The organism is Nocardia sp. NPDC058658 (assembly GCF_042716665.1).
Taxonomy (GTDB): Bacteria; Actinomycetota; Actinomycetes; order Mycobacteriales; family Mycobacteriaceae; genus Nocardia.
On record NZ_JBHXRR010000004.1, the window covers coordinates 95,395 to 113,797 of the forward strand.

General features: G+C 66.0%; 22 protein-coding genes and 1 tRNA gene. 16 read left to right on the forward strand and 7 right to left on the reverse strand.

Annotated features, from left to right (window positions below; all coding sequences use genetic code 11):
* The first annotated feature begins 25 nt into the window (after window positions 1-25).
* The 9 genes from ACFWUP_RS09465 to ACFWUP_RS09505 all read left to right on the forward strand — a co-directional run bounded on the left by ACFWUP_RS09465 (window position 26) and on the right by ACFWUP_RS09505 (window position 7,098).
* Window positions 26-1,081, forward strand: a complete 1,056-nt coding sequence (locus ACFWUP_RS09465) for a hypothetical protein (protein WP_379232503.1) — start codon at window positions 26-28, stop codon at window positions 1,079-1,081.
* Between the two features lie 6 nt (window positions 1,082-1,087).
* Complete coding sequence (locus ACFWUP_RS09470; protein ID WP_379232505.1) at window positions 1,088-2,161, forward strand: hypothetical protein; 1,074 nt, start codon at window positions 1,088-1,090, stop codon at window positions 2,159-2,161.
* Window positions 2,158-3,192, forward strand: coding sequence for a hypothetical protein (locus ACFWUP_RS09475; protein WP_379232507.1), 1,035 nt, complete (start codon window positions 2,158-2,160; stop codon window positions 3,190-3,192). The genes ACFWUP_RS09470 and ACFWUP_RS09475 overlap by 4 nt, the downstream gene beginning before the upstream one ends.
* 41 nt (window positions 3,193-3,233) lie before the next feature.
* On the forward strand, window positions 3,234-4,517 hold the full coding sequence (locus tag ACFWUP_RS09480) for a hypothetical protein (RefSeq protein ID WP_379232508.1): 1,284 nt from the start codon (window positions 3,234-3,236) through the stop codon (window positions 4,515-4,517).
* Window positions 4,517-4,735, forward strand: coding sequence for a hypothetical protein (locus ACFWUP_RS09485; protein WP_379232510.1), 219 nt, complete (start codon window positions 4,517-4,519; stop codon window positions 4,733-4,735). Before ACFWUP_RS09480 ends, ACFWUP_RS09485 begins: the two co-directional genes overlap by 1 nt.
* Window positions 4,735-5,175, forward strand: a complete 441-nt coding sequence (locus ACFWUP_RS09490) for a hypothetical protein (protein ID WP_379232512.1) — start codon at window positions 4,735-4,737, stop codon at window positions 5,173-5,175. The genes ACFWUP_RS09485 and ACFWUP_RS09490 overlap by 1 nt, the downstream gene beginning before the upstream one ends.
* 255 nt (window positions 5,176-5,430) lie before the next feature.
* Window positions 5,431-6,306 (forward strand): AMP-binding protein, encoded by an 876-nt coding sequence (locus tag ACFWUP_RS09495; RefSeq protein WP_379232513.1) that lies wholly within the window; start codon window positions 5,431-5,433, stop codon window positions 6,304-6,306.
* A 112-nt stretch (window positions 6,307-6,418) separates the two neighbouring features.
* Window positions 6,419-6,673 carry an antitoxin gene (locus tag ACFWUP_RS09500; protein ID WP_379232515.1) on the forward strand — a complete coding sequence of 85 codons (255 nt, stop codon included), beginning with the start codon at window positions 6,419-6,421 and terminating at the stop codon, window positions 6,671-6,673.
* Entirely contained in the window at window positions 6,670-7,098 is a 429-nt protein-coding gene (locus tag ACFWUP_RS09505) for a type II toxin-antitoxin system VapC family toxin (protein ID WP_379232517.1), read from the forward strand. The genes ACFWUP_RS09500 and ACFWUP_RS09505 overlap by 4 nt, the downstream gene beginning before the upstream one ends.
* Window positions 7,099-7,154: 56 nt before the next feature.
* Here ACFWUP_RS09505 and ACFWUP_RS09510 read toward each other — a convergent pair whose 3' ends face one another.
* Complete coding sequence (locus ACFWUP_RS09510) at window positions 7,155-7,736, reverse strand: isochorismatase family protein (protein WP_379232519.1); 582 nt, start codon at window positions 7,734-7,736, stop codon at window positions 7,155-7,157.
* A 72-nt stretch (window positions 7,737-7,808) separates the two neighbouring features.
* On the opposite strand from ACFWUP_RS09510, the gene ACFWUP_RS09515 reads away from it, so the two are divergent.
* Together ACFWUP_RS09515 and ACFWUP_RS09520 are read left to right on the forward strand one after the other, a co-directional pair.
* A complete protein-coding gene (locus tag ACFWUP_RS09515) occupies window positions 7,809-8,783 on the forward strand; it encodes a GlxA family transcriptional regulator (protein ID WP_379232521.1) in 975 nt (324 codons plus the stop codon).
* Window positions 8,784-9,051: 268 nt separating this feature from the next.
* Window positions 9,052-9,390 carry a hypothetical protein gene (locus ACFWUP_RS09520; protein WP_379232523.1) on the forward strand — a complete coding sequence of 113 codons (339 nt, stop codon included), beginning with the start codon at window positions 9,052-9,054 and terminating at the stop codon, window positions 9,388-9,390.
* A 51-nt stretch (window positions 9,391-9,441) separates the two neighbouring features.
* Here ACFWUP_RS09520 and ACFWUP_RS09525 read toward each other — a convergent pair whose 3' ends face one another.
* On the reverse strand, window positions 9,442-10,155 hold the full coding sequence (locus ACFWUP_RS09525) for a helix-turn-helix domain-containing protein (protein ID WP_379232524.1): 714 nt from the start codon (window positions 10,153-10,155) through the stop codon (window positions 9,442-9,444).
* Between the two features lie 339 nt (window positions 10,156-10,494).
* Window positions 10,495-12,330 carry an acyl-CoA dehydrogenase gene (locus ACFWUP_RS09530; protein WP_379232870.1) on the reverse strand — a complete coding sequence of 612 codons (1,836 nt, stop codon included), beginning with the start codon at window positions 12,328-12,330 and terminating at the stop codon, window positions 10,495-10,497.
* Between the two features lie 211 nt (window positions 12,331-12,541).
* Here ACFWUP_RS09530 and ACFWUP_RS09535 point away from each other — a divergent pair, with 211 nt between their 5' ends.
* Complete coding sequence (locus ACFWUP_RS09535; protein ID WP_379232526.1) at window positions 12,542-13,144, forward strand: alpha/beta family hydrolase; 603 nt, start codon at window positions 12,542-12,544, stop codon at window positions 13,142-13,144.
* Between the two features lie 62 nt (window positions 13,145-13,206).
* Here the strand turns inward: ACFWUP_RS09535 and ACFWUP_RS09540 are convergent, their stop codons facing one another.
* The 3 genes from ACFWUP_RS09540 to ACFWUP_RS09550 all read right to left on the reverse strand — a co-directional run bounded on the left by ACFWUP_RS09540 (window position 13,207) and on the right by ACFWUP_RS09550 (window position 15,927).
* A complete protein-coding gene (locus ACFWUP_RS09540; RefSeq protein WP_379232528.1) occupies window positions 13,207-13,878 on the reverse strand; it encodes a class I SAM-dependent methyltransferase in 672 nt (223 codons plus the stop codon).
* Window positions 13,879-13,901: 23 nt separating this feature from the next.
* Window positions 13,902-15,008 (reverse strand): DUF4185 domain-containing protein, encoded by a 1,107-nt coding sequence (locus ACFWUP_RS09545; protein ID WP_379232530.1) that lies wholly within the window; start codon window positions 15,006-15,008, stop codon window positions 13,902-13,904.
* Window positions 15,009-15,177: 169 nt separating this feature from the next.
* Window positions 15,178-15,927 (reverse strand): crotonase/enoyl-CoA hydratase family protein, encoded by a 750-nt coding sequence (locus ACFWUP_RS09550; protein WP_379232532.1) that lies wholly within the window; start codon window positions 15,925-15,927, stop codon window positions 15,178-15,180.
* 117 nt (window positions 15,928-16,044) lie between these two features.
* Here ACFWUP_RS09550 and ACFWUP_RS09555 point away from each other — a divergent pair, with 117 nt between their 5' ends.
* The 3 genes from ACFWUP_RS09555 (at window position 16,045) to ACFWUP_RS09565 (ending at window position 17,483) form a co-directional block, all read left to right on the forward strand.
* On the forward strand, window positions 16,045-16,362 hold the full coding sequence (locus ACFWUP_RS09555) for a hypothetical protein (RefSeq protein ID WP_379232534.1): 318 nt from the start codon (window positions 16,045-16,047) through the stop codon (window positions 16,360-16,362).
* Window positions 16,363-16,465: 103 nt separating this feature from the next.
* Entirely contained in the window at window positions 16,466-16,993 is a 528-nt protein-coding gene (locus tag ACFWUP_RS09560) for an NADPH-dependent FMN reductase (RefSeq protein ID WP_379232535.1), read from the forward strand.
* Window positions 16,986-17,483 (forward strand): flavin reductase family protein, encoded by a 498-nt coding sequence (locus tag ACFWUP_RS09565; protein ID WP_379232537.1) that lies wholly within the window; start codon window positions 16,986-16,988, stop codon window positions 17,481-17,483. The genes ACFWUP_RS09560 and ACFWUP_RS09565 overlap by 8 nt, the downstream gene beginning before the upstream one ends.
* 59 nt (window positions 17,484-17,542) lie before the next feature.
* Here the strand turns inward: ACFWUP_RS09565 and ACFWUP_RS09570 are convergent.
* Window positions 17,543-17,613 (reverse strand) — tRNA-Gly (locus tag ACFWUP_RS09570).
* Between the two features lie 277 nt (window positions 17,614-17,890).
* Between ACFWUP_RS09570 and ACFWUP_RS09575 the strand changes: the two genes are divergently transcribed.
* Complete coding sequence (locus tag ACFWUP_RS09575; RefSeq protein ID WP_379232539.1) at window positions 17,891-18,277, forward strand: hypothetical protein; 387 nt, start codon at window positions 17,891-17,893, stop codon at window positions 18,275-18,277.
* Window positions 18,278-18,403 lie beyond the last annotated feature (126 nt).

The following is an 18,403-nucleotide window of genomic DNA, read 5'->3' on the forward strand; positions in this document are numbered from 1 at the left end:
GCCCGCCAACCGAAAGGAGAGATCTATGGCAGACATCAGTTTCGCCGCGCGGCTGCGCGCGGATCGTCAGACCGATATCGACGGGTTGCCGCTGCTGACCGCGCGGGTCGAGCTGGCACCAGAGGTGGCGGACTTGCCGCTGCCCGGCGGGCCGGCCGGAATCGCGGGTGCGCGTGGACGTCCGCGGACGTCGTTTCGCAAGATGGGCGTGCTGGCCGACAGTGCCGCGCGACCGACAGGTCTCGGTCCGGAGGATCGGGGCAAGTGGTGGCACCGGCTCGACGACAACGGCATGGACGTGTGGACCGAAGCGGGGTGGGTGCACTCGGTCGACGCCGTGGGACCGGCGGGTCCGGTGGCCGAGGCCAACAGCATCACGGTCACCGACACCGTCAATGAACCCGCGTTGATCGAACCGGCGTTGGAGGTTGTCGGCCGTGCCGCTGACCAGCAGCTTCGGGCTACGGTTCCCGCGGGTCTGCGTGGCCCGGCCGGTCCGCCCGGTGACTCAGGGACCATCACCGAAGCCAAGGACTACGAGACCACCAATGGGCCGAGCCACGGCGGCGTTTTCGCCTACGACCGTGCCAGCCGTCGATTCCGTTCGACGCCGGCGCCGTTGGGCTCGGGGCCATGGGGGTGGTACCACGAGGACTTCCTCGGCGAACATGTCGCCGCGGTCAGCCGGATCGACGGTGGCACCTTCACCATCCCCGCGCAGCCGTTCCGGTGGCGACCGGTCGTGTACGGCCATATGGCCGCGTACTCGAAAACGGTCAGTCAGTCCGCCGAGCTGACGGTTCGGCTAGGTAGCGCGCAGGGTCCGATCGTCGCGACCGGCACCGCGTTCGGGATCAGCGCGCCGGGCGCCTGGATGTACGTGGCGCTGTTCCCGTGCCTGCGCGACGGCGCCACCGCCAAGGCGCTCTCGCCGAGCTCCGACTTCGCGACGGTTCCGGCTGGTCAGCCGGGACACCTCGTGGTGTCGGTCGAGCGGATCGGGACCGGCCCCGACTCCGACCAGATCGGGTTCTCCCCGGTAGGGGCTTCGCTCGTCGCCTTCGCCGAGCCCACGGAATGAGATGAAATGAACTCGGTAGCAAACTATTTCGACGCGACACTGATCCGGGGACTGGACGAGGGACTCGGCACGCCCGGACTCGTGCAGGCCCTGCACGGCACACCACGGGACGGCAGCCTGGAACTGACGACCGGCGCGACCGGACCGCAGGGTCCCGACGGTGAGCCCGCGCGGCCGTTTCGCTGGGAAGGCGATATCGCCGACCACGCCGCCCTGAGTGCGCTGACCGCGAAATTGGGCATCGCGCACGCCGGTAAAGCCTGGCGGGTGGTTTCGTCCGGCGCACTGGCGTACTGGAACGGCACCGGCATGGACACCTTTGCCGATGCCTTCGGCGCGCTGGGGCCCGACGGTGAGTCGTGTTCGTTCACGATCGGCAGCGTCACCACCGGTCCGGCGAATTCCGACCTCCAGGTGACAGTCAGCGGCACAGCACCCAACCTCGTACTCGACCTCGTCGTTCCGCGAGGCGTCAAAGGACTCGAGGGGCCGGTCGGCCGCCCAGGTCCCATTCGTCAGGCCGCGGACTACGCCGACGGTTCGCACCCCGACAGAGCAGTGCCCGTCTGGAACGCGACAACCAACAAATGGTCGGGACGACCCTATCCAGGCCTGCGGGGACCGTGGACCATTCGCGAGGATCGAGCGTGGGACGGCGGTCCGGGGTTCGCGCCGTCACAGTTCTCGGTCACGGCCACGACGATGGTGATCGCAACGCTGAAGGTGCCCGCGCAGGACACGGCGTGGCTTCCGATGATCACCGGTGGCGTGGTCGTGCGCCCGCACGGAACTGCCAGCGATTTCGGCACCCGCGTCGACGCCGTCGTTCATATCGGCTCGCCGACGGGGCAGACCGTCGCGCTGGGCACCGGGTACACCACCGGCCTGCAGACGCGAGCGCGGTTCCAGCCGTTCTTCGGCGCGCGCAACATCACACCGGCGAGCCAAGTGGGTGTCATCCCAGCAGGCCAGGCGACGACACTCGTCGTGTCCCTGAATCGGGCCGGTCCGTCGAATTTCGAGTATCAGATGGCCGGCGCGGAAATCGTGTGCACGGCCCGACCCGTGGGGGTGTTGTGAACGACGACGAAACCGTCTTCGACCAGGGTGTCACGATCACCATGCGTGGAGTGGCCGATTCGGTCGGTCTGCCCTACACCGTGAATCCGGTCGAGATCGTCGACCGGGAAGTCCTGATCGAACTTCGCGAAGGACCGGCCGGTGTCCAAGGGGCCGAAGGCGCCGCGGCGTGGCCATGGGCCTGGCAGGGCGATATCGCCGATGCCGCCGCGTTGTCAGTGTTGGGGCTGACCACCGCCGATGCGCGTAAGGCCTGGCGCGTGGTGTCGGAGAACGCGATCTACTACTGGACGGGCACCGAGTTCATCGCCTTCGATGACGCCTTCCGGCAGCCGGGGCGCCGGGGTCCGGTGAACGTGCTCACCGGTGTCGGGCTGGCCGGCGCGGTCGGATCGGCCGCCTCGGCCCGAATTCTCGGGACGGCACCGAATCAGCAGTTGGAGATCACTTTTCCCCGTGGTGAGCAGGGTGCGCCGGGCGCCCCTGGCACCGCAGGACGAATCGCCGATGCTGCCGATGTCCTGGTCACCGAGGAGAATCCGCTCGGCCAGGGGTATGTGCTCGGGTTCGACAGCGCCACCGAAAAGTTCCGGCCGATCCCCTCACCTCGCCCGCGCGGCCCATGGACGATCGGCAACAACCAATTCCTCAATGCGCAGAATCTCAAGGAAGACCCGAAGGTACTGGCAGCCATCACGATTCCGGCGCAGCCAGCCCCTTGGCGGCCCTGGATCGAGGGTGCGGTCGGGCTTTCCTCGCAGGCGCCGACCCGGTGCGATGTGACCGTTCGCATCGGTGCCCCAGACGGCGAAGTGGTCGCCAAAGGCTGGGGGCACTGGGAAGCGCGATCCGGGCACGTGCTGATTTCTCCAGGATTCGACTTCCCGGTCGAGCCGGGATCTCAGACCGGAATCGTGCCGGCCAACCAAACCGCCACCCTCTACGTGGTCGCGGCTCGTGCCGCGGGCAGCGGCACGTACTCGGTCTACGGCAGCTTCTCCCACCTCCAGGTTCGTGCGCTGCCCGTCTGACGCGGCGCACCCTCGCACACCATCTCGAAAGGTATTGAGCCATGGCTGATCTGCCTCCGCTCGACTACGGCAAGGTCGTCGGGCGATTTCTCGCCAACGTGATCGACGGCCCCGACCTCGGCGATCTGCCCGAGTTCCCGCCCATGAGCGGCACCATCACCTTCATCGCCGACGCGCCGAAGATCCTCGTTCGCAACGCGCAGCCCGCGCCGGCGACCTATGTCCAGCTTCCGCAGCACTATGAGTGCCAGCTCGACGAGTTCGGCTATCTGACCTGGCGCGGAAAGCGCGGTGTGCGCCTGGTCGCGCCAGGGCCCGCGACCAATCCGTCCGAATGGACGTGGCGCGTTTCGTTCGATCTGTCTTATGACGGCGAGCGAATCCCGTTGGAACCGTTCAGCTTCCAGGTTCCCAAATATGTCTCAGGTCCGAACCCGGAAAGCCCCGATACGGGCTCTACCGGCTTGGTCGACCTGACTCTCGCCGCTCCAGTGCCCGCCTCGTCGGGTAACGCTGTCGTTGTCGGGCCGGCGGGCCACGGCATCCAGATCGACGGACAGGCTGACACCTATCCGCAGCTTCCGGCAACGCCGCCGGACGGTAGCCAGTACATCGTCAAATCCGATGGGCTGCTGTACATCTACCGGACTGTCGGTGGTTGGACGCCGAACGGTCAGGGCATTGTCGTGCGCGGTCCGGCGGGCACCACACTGTGGAGCGGTATTTCGGGCAAGCCCGTCACCTTCCCGCCGGTTATCGGAGATACCGCCACGACCGCGGTCGCCGGTGACGACCCGCGGCTGACGAATCCTCGAACGCCGACGCCGCACACCCACCCGGTCGGCCAGCTGACCGGAACAAGTCCGCTGGGCAGTGCCTTGCTCACCATCGCGGATGACGCGGCAGTTCGCGCCGCGATCCATGCCGTGGCCGACTCGGACCCGCGATTGTCGAACGCGCGTACTCCTACCGCGGCGGGACAGGCGTATGACATCGCCATCAAGTCGCACGGGGGGATTCGAGCCGTGGGCGCGGGAAACACGGTGCCGGAGGGTATTCGGATCGAGCGCGCGCTGACGGTGTCGAAGGTGACCTACCGTGGCGAGACGGCGGGCACCGGCAATCTCGTTGTCGAATTGCGCAAGAACGGCGTCGCTGTCGCGGGGACCACCGCGACGATCAGTGCGGCCAACCACGCGCTCGACACCAGCCTGACCGGGGCATGGTCCTTCGCTGCCGGTGACCGGGTCACGGTGCAGATCACCACTGTCGACAGTCCGGCCGGGCGTGGCCTGCAGGCGAGTCTGGCAGGGGTGACCGTCTGATGCCGACCATGTTCCTCGGAGGACCTGTGCTGATGTGGCAGCCCCTCGAAACCCGTCCCGAACCGGAAAGCCCCGACGGTACGCCCTACTGGAAGAGCCCGGAGTCCGGCTACCCCGGTGCGATCATCGAACCGCAGCCGGATCCTGAGCCGGAACCGCAGCCGGATCCTGTTCTCGCGTTGCCCGCCGAGACGCCGCAAGAGGAGGCGGGGAGCTGATGCCACATATCTTTGCCGGCGGCCAGGCTCCTTTCAACCCGTCCGCGATGACGAAGAACGGCAATGTGGTGACGGGGGCCGCCGGTGTCTGGACCGTTGTAGGTGGCTGGACCGCTGACACTGCCGGTTATCCAGGCTCTGTGGTTTCCGGCAACGGGCTACGGGCACAGGGTGGTTCCGCCGCTGCGCCATTGGCTGCCGCGGTCGCGTTCTCAGGCGCCGGGATGAGCGGGACCTTCCAGGCGAGATTGCTGGTGGGCACCACAGTGGTTGCCACCGGTGCCGCCGTCACGGGGACGAGTGGCACGATGGTGGTGAACACGATCGCGGCGATCGCGGCGGGCGATGTGGTGACCGTCGAGGTAACGCACAACGTCAGTTCGGAGTTCTGGTACGCGACGATCATCGGCGGTGCGGCCACTTTCGTGCGAATCGGCTGACTGTCGTCGGTGCCGCGGTGAGATTGACAGCCTGTGGTGCCGAGGGCGGCACAGTCGGGCACCTGCAGGGCATAGTGTCGCTGATCGGCCCGCACTCCTGATCGGGGTGCGGGCCGATTTGTCGTTTCTGCTAGTTGAACCCAAAAACCGTTGTGCACCAACAACAGCAAACGTTCTGCGTGCGCAATCCGGGTTACGCTCCGCTGATACCTGCTCGCGTTCGGTGCGGGCTATTGCGAGGTATAAGGGGTGGGCGTGACTGCGTCTGTGGATTTTCGGTCGGCGCAGGTCGATGGCTCCGGCGGCTTCACGTTGAATTCGGGTCGGCGGCGTTCGTTTACGCTGGCGCGGTTGATGACGGTGGCGGTGGAGTTGAATCCGGAAGGGGTTGCGCTTGTATTCGCTGACGGAGAACGCACGCTCGGTTGTTTGAGTTATGCCGAGCTGGATCGGCGGTCGACGCGGCTTGCTCGGGTTTTGATCGACCTCGGGGTGGGGCCGGGGAGCCTTGTCGCGGTGGGGATTGCGCGGTCTATCGAATCGGTGTTGGCGGTGTGGGCGATCGCCAAGGCGGGGGCCGGGTTTGTGCACGTTGATCTGGGGGACTCAGCTGAGCGGGTCGCGCATATTCTGACTGATTCGGTTGTTGCACTGGGTCTTACGGTTGAGTCGGAGCGCGCTGTGCTGCCGGATCTGGCGCGGTGGAGGAGTGTGGAGTCGCTGGAGGTGATCGCCGCGTCCAGTGACTTCTCTGATGAGCAGATCATCAATGTCGATCGGGTGCGGCCGTTGCGGGTCGCGGATACGGCTTACGTCAGGTACGCATCTGGTTCTGACGGGATGTCGGTCGGTGTCGCGGTCGATCATTCCGGGCTACGAAACGATTGCGAGCAGCTGCGTTGGCAGTATGCGGTCGACTCTGGTTCGCGGACTTTGCATTCCGCGAGTACGTCCTCGGAAGCGTTCATGGTGGAGCTACTGCTCGCGCTGAGTACGGGGGCGACGATGGTGATTGCCGCGCCGGGGGAACTCGGTTCAGCTGAGCTGGCAGCACTGATACGGCGAGAGCGGGTGACGCATGTTCGACGCCGTGATAGGGGAGGTCGTGTGCAATATCGGCCGGCGGGGTAGCCGACTGGAAGCGAGCGCGAAGGACCGCACAGCATGGCATGTCGGGCTTTGGTCACTTGGTACGCACAATCTGATGCTAAAGCATCAGAGTTGATGATGCTATGATGTCAATATGCGAACCACGGTAACCTTGGACCCCGATGTCGCGGCGCTGATCGCGAAGCGGATGCGCGAGACGGGCGCCTCGTTCAAGAAGGCGCTCAACGACGCTGTCCGTGCGGCTCTCTCCTCACGGCCGACGCGCACCGAGGTTCGCCTACCGACCCGGAACCTCGGTGCGCCGACAGTCGACCTGGACAAGGCGCTGCAGTTGGCCGCCTCGCTCGAGGACGAAGAGATCGTGCGCAAGCTGGAGATGCGTAAGTGAAGGTTGTTGACCTGAATGTGCTGTTGTACGCGGTCAATGCCGACTCGCCGCATCATGGCGATGCGCACGGATGGCTGACGAAAGCGCTCAATGGTGCGGAGCCGATCGGGTTCTGCTGGGCGGTCCTGCTGGGATATGTCCGGATCAGCACGAATCCGCGGATTTTCCCCAACGCCGCTACATCGGCGGAAGCTATCGACGACGTTCGGTCTTGGCTCAATAGTGAGATGGCGGTGGTTGTCGGTCCGGGGACTGGGCATCTGGAATTGCTCGATGGAATCCTGCAGAAGTGTGGGACGGCCGGGAATCTCGTGACCGATGGTCACATCGCCGCGCTTGCCGTCGAATTGGGTGCGGAGGTTGCCACTTTCGACAATGACTTTCACCGGTTCGACGGCGTGCGCGTTTTCCGGCCCGCCGGGTAGTTGACTGGAAACAATCGGCCCGTACTCCTGATCGGAGTGCGGGCCGTTTTTCGTTGTCATGACTGGAGGTCGGCGGGGGTGTTTACGACGAGGCCGTAGAGGTCGGTGATGGTGGCGAGGGCGCTGTGGTGGAGTTGGGTGGCGGGAACTTTGCCGAGGGGGCGGGTGGCGCAGGCGTTGGCGATGACGGTGGGGGTGTTGCCTCGGAGGAAGGCGCCTTCGGCGGTGAAGGTGACGCACATGTGGGTCATGAAGCCGGCGATGATGAGGTTGGGTTTGCCTGCGGCGTCGACCAATTCGGCGAGGGCGGTGTCGATGAAGGCGTTGGGGGCGGATTTCACGACGACGGGTTCGTCGGGGGTGGGGGCGACCTTGGGGTGGATCTGGCCGATTTCGGCGGTGATGTCGTAGGGCGTGTCTTTGCCGCCGTCGTTGACGACGTGGATGACGGGGGTGCCTGCGGCGCGGGCCGCGGCGAGGAGATCGGCGGCTGCTTCGAGGGCGGATTGCCAGCCGGTCAGCTCCATGACGCCCTGGGTGTAGGTGTTCTGGTAGTCGACCAGGACGAGGGTGGAGTTGGTGAGGGTGGCGGGGGTCTGGTCGAAGCCGTTGAGTTCGCGCAGCGTTGTCGAGGTCATGATTTCACGGTATTCGCAGGTCGAGATGTCGGCAATGTCATGTAACCTGCAGATTCGGACATGGAGGTGTGAGTGATCGATCGGCTGATTGTGATCGTGCTCTTCGATCGGGTGGACCTGCTGGATGTGACGGGGCCGCCGGAGGTCTTCTCGCTGCTGCAGCGGGAGATGGATGAGCCGACGGGGTATCGGGTGGTGTTGGCGGCGGAGTCGATGGACCCGGTGACCACGTCGGCGGGGGTGCGGATTCTGCCGGACGTGACGTTCGCCGAGGTGGGCCGGGTGGACACTGTGGTGGTGCCGGGGGCGGTGGAGACCGACAGTCAGCGGCGGGTCAGTGCGGTGGTCGATCCGGGGGTGGTCGCGGCGGTGTCGCGGTTGGCGCAGGGGGCTCGGCGGGTGGCTTCGGTGTGTGTCGGTGCGCATATTCTCGCGGCCGCGGGGTTGCTCGATGGGAAAAGGGCGACCACGCATTGGTCGACGGCCCAGCAGTTGGCGGCGGAGCATCCGGCGGTCATCGTCGACGCCGACCCGATCTATATTCGCGATGAGAACGTCTGGACGGGTGCGGGACTCACGGCTTGTCTGGATCTCACGCTGGCGTTGGTGGCCGATGATTTCGGGGATGAGTTGGCGTTGCGGGTGGCTCGCCAGTTGGTGATGTATCTGAAAAGGCCGAGTGGGCAGAGTCAGTTCAGTGTGTCGCTCGAGCCGGTGTCGACCACGCGGCGGATCGAGGATCTGCGGCACTATATTTCGCGCAATATCGCGAGTCCGCTCACGGTCGCCGAATTGGCCGAGCAGGTTCATGTCAGCGAGCGCCAACTCACGCGAATTTTTCACACCGAGCTCGGCATGACGCCCGCGGCCTACCTCGAGTCGGCGCGGGTGGAGGTGGCGCGGCATCGTCTGGAGTCGAGCGACGAAACGCTCCAAAGAATCGCCGCCGCTTGCGGTTTCAACACCGTCGACACCCTCACGCGCGCCTTCCGTCGCCAACTCGACACCACTCCGAACGAGTACCGGCGCCGCTTTCGGATCGGGTGACTCATTAGGATCTCGATCTGGACAGTGTCGGCGATCGTATGAGCAACAAGGGGTTTCGAGGATGGTTATCGCGGAGGAATGGCCGACCGGGTCGGCGACGACGATGCTGTGGGGGATGACGGGGTTGTTGCAGCTGCTGGTGAGCGGCTCGGCGGCCTGAGAGGTTGTCTTGCCCCCCTTTCATTGGGCTGCCGGGTGGAGGGGTTGGGCTGTTAGACATCTTGTGCGGCGGAAATCCGTGGCAAATCTGAAGTATGAGGGGTTCACAATGAGCAAGATTCGTGTTTTCGGTGTGGCGATGGTTGCGGCGGCGAGTGTCGCGGTGCTCGGTGGGGGTGTGGCTTCCGCTGAGGAGGCGAGCACCGGGTCGGCTGACCTGCTGGAGCAGCTGAGCAGCGGGACGGGTGAGGCTGAGGATGTGGTCGAGGAAGAGCCTTCGACCGGTTCCGCTGACGGCCTGGCCGCGTTGCTGAAGCAGCTGACCTCGGGGTCGGGTGAGGCCGAGGAGGTCGCCGAGGAGCCTGCCACCGGGTCGGCCGAGGGTCTCGACCTCGGTGCGCTGCTGAAGCAGCTCACCACCGGCACCGCCGAGGGCGACACCGAGTAGCACGAGGCTCGAGTTGCGGCACCCGTCGGATCGGCGGGTGCCGCGCTGCGTTCAGCGGGCGGGTATCAGGCGGTAGAGCCACCACGGGCGGCTGGGGAACGCGGGGTCGTAGATGCGCAGCATCATGCGGCGTTCGAGGCCGGTGCTGCGTTCGCGGACGCGCAGGTGGCGGCGGGCGATGTCCTGGGGGCGGATTTCGCTGGTCCACACCGGATCCCAGTCGGGGGACGCGCAGCACTGTTCTGTGATCGCGGCGATGCGCTGGGCGGGGGCCAGCGGGGCGAGCATGCGGAAGGCGTGGACGAGGAGTTGGGCTTCGGTGTGCCAGTCGAGGTAGACCTTTTTCGCCACGGGGTTGAGGAACATCCACTCGAGCATGTTCACGCCGGCGCCGAGGCCGGGGAAAAGGCGCTGGTAGTCGGCGTTGGCGGCGAGCATGTCCATGGTGGGGAAGCGGGCGAGGCAGGCGGGGTGGGTGAGGCTGGCCAGGTCGGCGAGATCCTCGGCCGGGGGGGTGGTGGGGGCGGTGGCCGCTTCGACGGCGGGCAGGCCGAGTACGAGGATGTGTTTGCGATACCAGAGCGGCACGTCGAGGCTGTCGAAAAGGCGTTGCAGCATAGCGGGATTGGGGACAAGGGCGCCGGATTCGATCTGGCTGATCAGCAGTGGTGCCATCTGGGTGCGGGTGGCGAGCTCGGTGCGCGCGAGCCCGGCCGCCAACCTGCGTTCGCGTAGATACACGCTGAGCGCGGTGCTGTCGCCCATCTCAACCCCCGAGCCTCACCCCAACCGACGGTAGCTCCCAGGGTACGTCGGGTGGGTACCCGGACGGCGGGGAACCGCGACCACAGGTCCGGATGCTCACCGCATCGCACGCGAGCTGAGCGGGCATGTTCGCCCGGCGTTCATCTCACCAAGGTTGTCCGTAACCAGCCCGTGATAGGAATGGCCGAAACCACTTCGAAGGAGATTTTTCATGGACGGCCTGATGTACTTCCTCACCACCCTCGCAGCCCTCTCCAGCGGCTCGGCCTAGAGACCGAAAAGCGGGCCGGAGCATGAATGCTCCGGCCCGCTTTTGCGTGGATCAGGTGAGAATCAACCTCAGAAGGCGGCCTCGTCCAGTTCCATGATGTCGTTGTCCAGGTTGGCCAGGATCGCGCGGGTGGCGGTCAGCTCGGGCAGGACGTTGCGGGCGAAGAACTGCGCCGAGGCGACCTTGCCGGTGTAGAAGGACTTGTCGGCGCCGGCGGCACCGTTGTCCAGGGCGGCAAGCGCGATCTCGGCCTGGTTCAGCAGCATCCAGCCGATGAACAGGTCGCCGACCGACATCAGGAAGCGCACCGAACCGAGGCCGACCTTGTACAGCTCGGTCGGCTGTTCCTGGGCGCCCATCAGGTGGCCGGTCAGGGTGGCGGCCATGGTCTGCACGTCCTCGAGCGCGGTGGCGAGCAGCTTGCGCTCACCCTTGAGGCGCTCATTAGCGGAGTCCGAGTCCAGGAACTTCTGGATCTGGCCTGCCACGTGGGCCAGGGCCACACCGCGGTCACGCGCGATCTTGCGGAAGAAGAAGTCCTGCGCCTGGATGGCGGTGGTGCCCTCGTACAGCGAGTCGATCTTCGCGTCGCGGATGTACTGCTCGATCGGGTAGTCCTGCAGGAAGCCCGAGCCTCCGAAGGTCTGCAGCGAATCGGTCAGGTACTGGTAGGCGCGCTCGGAACCGACACCCTTGACGATCGGGAGCAGCAGGTCGTTCACGCGGAACGCGACGTCCTTGTCAGCACCCGAGACGACCTCGGCGATTTCCGGGTTCTGGTGCGCGGCGGTGTAGAGGTAGACCGCGCGCAGGCCCTCGGCGTAGGCCTTCTGCATGGCCAGCGAACGACGCACGTCGGGGTGGTGGGTGATGGTCACGCGGGGCGCGGCCTTGTCGGTCATCTGGGTCAGGTCGGCACCCTGGACGCGGGACTTGGCGAACTCCAGCGCGTTCAGGTAACCGGTCGACAGGGTCGCGATGGCCTTGGTGCCCACCATCATTCGCGCGTTCTCGATCACATCGAACATCTGCGCGATGCCGTTGTGCACCTCGCCGACGAGCCAGCCCTTGGCCGGGACGCCGTGGCCACCGAAGGTGACCTCACAGGTGGCCGAGGCCTTGATGCCCATCTTGTGCTCGACGTTGGTGACGAATACGCCGTTGCGGTCACCGAAGGTCTGGGTCTCGAAGTCGAAGTGGGTCTTCGGGACGTAGAACAGCGACAGGCCCTTGGTGCCGGGGCCGGCGCCCTCGGGGCGAGCCAGCACCAGGTGCACGATGTTCTCGAACATGTCGTCGGAGTCGGCCGAGGTGATGAAGCGCTTGACGCCCTCGATGTGCCAGGAGCCGTCTTCCTGCTTGATCGCCTTGGAGCGGCCCGCGCCCACGTCGGAACCGGCGTCGGGCTCGGTCAGCACCATGGTGCAGCCCCAGTTGCGCTCCGACATCGTCTGAGCCCACTTCTTCTGCTCATCGGTGCCGTTGTCGTAGAGCACCTGGCTGAAGGGGGCGCCTGCGGCGTACATCTGGACGGGCGGGTTGGCGCCGAGCACCATCTCCGACAGGGCCCACGCGATGGCGGCGGGCGCGCCGAGGCCGCCGAGCTCTTCGTTGATGCCGACCTTGGCCCACTCGCCGTCCTCGAACGCCTTGTAGGACTTCTTGAAGGAGGCGGGGATGGAGATGGTGTGGGTCTCCGGGTCGAACACGGGCGGGTTGCGGTCCGCGTCGGCGAACGACTCGGCGATCGGACCCTCGGCCAGGCGACGGATCTCGGAGAGCATTTCCTTGACGGTGTCGGTGTCCAGGTCGCCGAAGGCGCCTGCGTCGAGCACCTTGTCGATGCCGAGAACCTCGAAGAGGTTGAACTCGAGGTCGCGAACGTTTGCCTTGTAGTGGCCCATGTGAGTACTCACTCTCCATTGAGTTCTGGTGCGGTCGGTGGTGTGCCGTTCCCGCCCGTCGCCGGTTTTCCGCATGCTACTCGCGGGTAACTTATTGACCATATTACCGGTGGGTAATGCCTTCGGCAAAGGGGTGGGCGGCAATGTGATGTGAAAAACACGCGCGGCTGCGGAGGCGTTGCTCGCCGCGACCTCGGGGCTACCGTGAGATGTGCGCATCGAGACGACTGTTGGCCCGGCCGAGATCGAGCTCGACAAGGTGGCGGATCCGGCATTTCTGCTGGTGATCACGCACGGGGCCGGTGGCGGCGTCGACGCGAAAGACATTCTGGCCGTGCGGGATTCGGCCGTCGACGCTGGTGGGTCGGTAGCTCGGGTGGTGCAGCCCTATCGGGTTGCCGGGCGGCGGGCACCGGGGAACGCGGACAAGCAGGACGAGGCCTGGCTCGAGATCGTGGCGGCGTTGAAGGACCGATTTGCCGGGGTGCCGATTGTTCAGGGGGGTCGCAGCAACGGGGCGCGGGTCGCTTGCCGGACGGCCGTGGCGGTCGGGGCGCGGGGGGTGATCGCGCTGTCGTTCCCGTTGCATCCGCCGGGTAAGCCCGAGAAGTCTCGGCGCGACGAGCTGCTGGCGCCCGGGGAGATCGAGGTGGTGGTGATCAACGGGGGAAGCGACCCGTTCGGAGTGCCCGATGCCGCCGACGCCGCCGAAGTGCGGGTGATTCCGAAGCAGGCGCACTCGTTTCGCACCGGATTCGACGTGATCGCGGCGACGGTGACCCCCTGGTTCGCCCGCTGGAAGCTGGACGGCTGATCACCAGGCTTTCACGCAAACATCGGCCGAGTGGAAAAACCACCAGAGCCTGGTGATCTTGATCAGTCGGTGGGCTCGGGGAGGGGGCGTTCGGCGATGAGCAGGGAATCGATGGCATCGGGGCCCTCGGTAGGGCGGAAGACCTCGTGGGCGATGGTGATGGTGATGTCGTCGCGGTCCAGGTCGGCGCGCAGGTCGTCGGGGGAGAAGAGGATCTGGGGTTCCTGGGGACCGCCGTAGCCGTCGGCGATGTTGCGGGTGGCGTGGCCGAGGACCAGGAGCATGCCGCCGGGGACGAGCATGTCGGACAGTTGGTGCAGCAGGGTGCGGCGTTCGTCGGCGGGGAGGTGGACGAAGACCATCAGGATCAGCTCGAAGGGGCCGGTGACCTCGGCGGCTTCGAGATCGGTGATGTCGGCGGTGCGCCAGTCGACGCGGGTACGGACCGATCGCGACAGCCGGGCGGCGACGGTTCGGCCCTTGTCGATACCGACCTGGGAGAAGTCGACGGCGGTGACCTGCCAGCCGTGGGTGGCGAGCCAGAGGGCGTGCCGGCCTTCGCCGCAGGCCAGGTCGAGCGCGCGGGGGAGCGGAGGCGTTACGCCCGATTCGTCGGGGAGCAGCGGAATTCTGCGGTCGAGTCCGTAGACATGTTCGACAACGGTGCTGTTCGGCGGTGCGCCCCAAACCAATTCACTACGCGCATAACGCGAGTCCCACTCCGCCGCATCCATGATGTCGAGTGTAGGGGCCTTGCTTACAGCGTGGTGCGCATGAGTACGACGTTGTATTGGGTGTGGATCGTGGTCATGAAGTAGAGGTCGCGGCCGGTTTGGTACGGGTAGATCGACGGGGCGTAGGCGCTGGGGAGTTCGCGGGCGTCGATCAGGACCTCGGGGGCGCTCCACGGGCCCTCCGGGGAGGGCGAGCGGCGCATCACCACGGAGTTGAACGGGTCGGTGGTGAGGGAGATGAACTGGCCGAGGTACTCGTTGTACATCACCGAGAGCTCGCCGACGCCGCCCATGATGGGGGCCGCCGCGTTCACATCGTTGAGCTTCCACGCGCCGCCGTCCCAGTATTCGTACGCGGCCAGGTTCTCGATCTGCGCTTCGGGGACGCGGGCGATGAAGGCCTCGTTGTTGCGGCCTGCGCGGGTGCCGTACTCGTAGACGAAACCGCCGTCCTTCACGAAGCTGTTCATCTGGAAGTTGGCGTTGCCGCCCTCGTCGGGGCGGCGGGTGTGGCCGAGATCGGCCCAGGTCTCGCCGTTGTCGGCCGAGGCGGCCAGGCCGGAGTAGCTGGTGGTCCACTCGCCGGGGGCGTCCCAGGTCTTCACCGACATCAGCGACATGTACTGCACGCCGTTGGCCGAGATCCCCGCAGTCGGGATGCGGCTGATCTCCAAGAACGGGATCTTGGGGCTGGGGATCAGATCGCGCGCCTGGCCGACGACATCGCGCACCACACCGTCGAACATGATCCCGTCGGCCGGGTTCTTGTCGTTGCTGCGGACCAGGATGTTGGAGCGCCACGCCCAGGTGCTGCCCGCGAGCAGGTTGGGGAAACCGATGCCCGCGGTGTCGCCGAAGGCGGTGAGCATTTCGCCGCGACCGTTGTCCCACATGATGCCGAGATCGGTACCGAGGACGTTGTAGTTCTGGGTGTTGTTGGGGCTGGCCATGCCGGTGACCTGGAAAATCGCCTGCGTGCGCCCGTGCAGCACGGGCAGGCCGTGGGTGCCGTTGAGCACGGGAATCGGGTTGATGGCGTTGGGGTTCGACACTGCGGGCGGCGCGGCGCTCACCAGCAAGGCCGTGGTACCTGCGAGTGCGGACAGCAGGATGGTTCCGGTCTTGTTCACAGGCGATGCAGCCTCCGGGTCGCGCCGAAACCGGGCACGCTGGCAGAACTTTTCCGTCACGTACCACTGCTCGACTGGTCAGCGAATCGAAGCGATGCTAACAGCCGCTAACAGTGATCTGGGGTACATCCGTTCGGTATTCGGCATGAATTCCCAGGTCAATTGCTTGTCAGTCGCTACTACCCATGGCCTTACGCAGCAGCAATGGCAGTTGGGCCAACCGCTCGGCGGCGAAGGTGGCGCGCGAATCCCGTTGCCAGGAGCGGTTGAACAGGTGTTTGGCGGCGGCCACGGCCTTGCGGTCGCGGGCGGTGATGCGGTCGGCGAGGGCATGTGCGGCCTCGAGCGGGTCGTCGGCGACGTCGGTGATCAGGCCGATGCGCAGGGCGTGATCGGTGTCGATCCGCTCGGCCGTCATCGTCAGCAGCAGGGCTTGGTCGAGGCCGATGAGCTGTGACAATGTGGCGGGGCCCGTCATATCGGGAACCAGACCGTGGGCAGCCTCCATCACCGAGAATTCGGCAGTGGGGGCGGCGATCCGGAAGTCGGCGGCCAAGGCGATCTGGAGGCCGCCGCCGAAACAGCGGCCGTGGATCGCGGCGATCACCGGCACGTCGAGGCGGCGCCAGGCCCAGCAGGCTTCCTGGAAAGTATTGGTGCCGCGCAGGGGGCGTGGCAGGAATTCTTTGACGATAGCCACCGGGTTGCGGGTGGCGGCGGCGATATCGAGACCGCTGCTGAAACTGGGGCCGTTGCCGGCGATGATCACGGCGCGAGTCATCTTGTTGTCGGCCACTTTTCGGGCCGCGTCGACGAGATCGCGGAGCATGTCGAGGGTGAGCCCGTTGTGTTTGCCGGGCCGGTTCAACTCGACGTAGGCGAGGTTGTCGTCGAAGCGAACGGTGATGTGGTCTCCCATATCGCTATCTTACTCGTGAGTCAGTTCGAGTGGGTGGCCCCGAGGACGACCGTGCGGCATGATCCGAACGCGTCGCGTGTCGCATCGATGCGCGAAGGTATCGAGAGGATTTACCGAATGCGGATCTGTCTGATGGCCGCGGCGCTGCTCGCGCTGCCGGTGTTGTCGGCCTGCGGCAGTGACGACGACGCACCCGCGGTTACTCAGGCCGAGTTGTCGAAGTCGTTGCAGGACAAAGGATTGAGCAACCCCGCGCTCGCCGACTGCGCGGCCAAGGTGTTCCTCGACTCGGGGATGTCGCAGAACGGGCTGCGGGTGATGGTGTCGAACGCGAAGTCCGACGACCCGGCCAAGCTCCTCGGTGAAGAGGACTCGTCCAAGGTGGCCGCGGCACAGTCGAAGATCGCCTCCGACTGCGTGCGCATGGGCGGCTGACCAGCGTCTGTATCGATCGCGTCGATTCAAACCCTCGTCGTTCGCGGGCGCCGGTGTTGCACTGGAAGCGCCGACGACGAGGAGGAACCATGAGGGACATCCGATGACGGTGACGGTCGTGGTCGGGAATCCGAAACCCGCATCGCGCACGCTCGCCGCAGCCGTGCAGGTGGCGCGGGCTCTGCGCCCTGACGCCGAGCCGACGGTGATCGACCTGGTCACGCTCGGGCCCGGGTTGCTCGGCTGGGGTGATCCGGCGGTGACGGCGGCCGCGCGCACTGTGGCGTCGTCCGAGCTGGTCGTGTTCGCCAGTCCTACCTTCAAGGCCACCTACACCGGGCTGCTGAAACTGTTCCTCGAACAGTTCGACGGTGGTAACGGGCTGGCCGGTGTGGTGACCGTGCCGGTGATGCTCGGCGCAGGTCCGGCCCACGCACTCGCGCCCGACCTGCTGCTCAAGCCCGTTCTGGTGGAAATCGGGGGCACCGCCGCACTGCCCGGGCTGTATCTGTCCGATCGGACCTTCGGTGAGGACGGGGTGATCGAGGAGTACGCGCGGCGATGGGGACCTGTCGTCGCGGCACTGACGGACCCGGCCGTCCGGCCGGTGGAGGCGACGAATCATGCATGAGCTCTTGGACTTTCCCGCCGACGGCACCGGCCTGCGCCGCGCCTTCGCCAACTTCCCCAGCGGGGTCGTCGCGGTGTGCGCCGAAATCGACGGCGTCCCACACGGTTTGGCGGTGAGCACCTTCGTGCCGGTCTCGCTCGACCCGCCGCTCGTCTCGTTCTGTGTGCAGAATTCGTCGTCGACCTGGCCGAAACTCGCCGATGCGGGCCATCTTGGGCTCAGTCTTCTCGGTACCGATCAGCAGGCTGCGGCCAAGGCGCTCGGTGCGCGTAACGGCGACCGTTTTCGCGAGACCGCGCTGCACCGGGGGACCGGCGAGGCGGTGTTCATCGACGGGGCGACGGCCTGGATCGAAGGGGTGCCGGAAACGCAGGTCAGCGCGGGTGACCATCTCGTGGTGATCCTGCGAGTGAACCGCGTCGCCGCCCGCGAGGACATCGATCCACTTGTGTTCCACGGCAGCAAGTTCCGCACGTTGCACTCGGGCTGAACCCCCACCATCAACGACGAAGGCCCCGAATCTGGTGATTCCGGGGCCTTCGTCGTGAGAGCCGATGACGGGAATCGAACCCGCGCCATCTGCTTGGGAAGCAGAAGTTCTACCATTGAACTACATCGGCACTGCGCCATTGGGCGCGTTGGCGACTCTATCAGAACTTGTGTGGGGCGATGCAAGGGTTGGTGGGTCGGGGCTGGTGGGGGGTGTTGTGGGGGAGTCGGGGGTGGTTTGTCGGTGGGGGGATCTAGAGTGCGGGCAGCGGGTTTCGCACATTCTTGTCAGCGTTCGTCGTGCGGGATTCGGCCATGCCGTGTTATGCGGCGCAACTAGTTCTCCGGCTCGAAGGTTCGTCCTCGGTGGGTTGGGGGCGATGGCCGGAACGGCGAAAGGCTGACTTGATGAAGAGGGTTCTGTTCGTTTCGGTGATCGCGGCGTTGACGGTGCTCGGGGCGGGGTGCTCGGATGATTCCGGGTCCAAGACGGGGACCACCAGCAAGACCACGACCACGACCACCAGTGCGAAGCCGACGACGACCACGGCTGCCCACGATCCGGGGCATGGGGATTCGGGGCATGTGCACACGACGGCGCCTGCTCCGGGGCCGAACATGATGCCGAATCCGAACGGGGACGGGACGTGGGTGCCGTGTGAGGGGACGATCTGCACGAATCCGAACCATGGCGGCGGCGAGCACCCGACCGCGACCGAGACCACCGAGATGGGGACGCCCGTGCAGCCGACGGCGACCAGCGACGTGGGGGAACCGGCGCAGCCCACGCAGTAGATCGGCAATGCGGTTCGGGCGCCGAGACGGTCGGCGCCCGAGACCGGTCTGTTCGAGTGGCGTCCGGTCGACGGGCGTAGTCCGGGTTCATGACCCTTACCTGGGCTCGGCTCCGGCGGGCGTCCT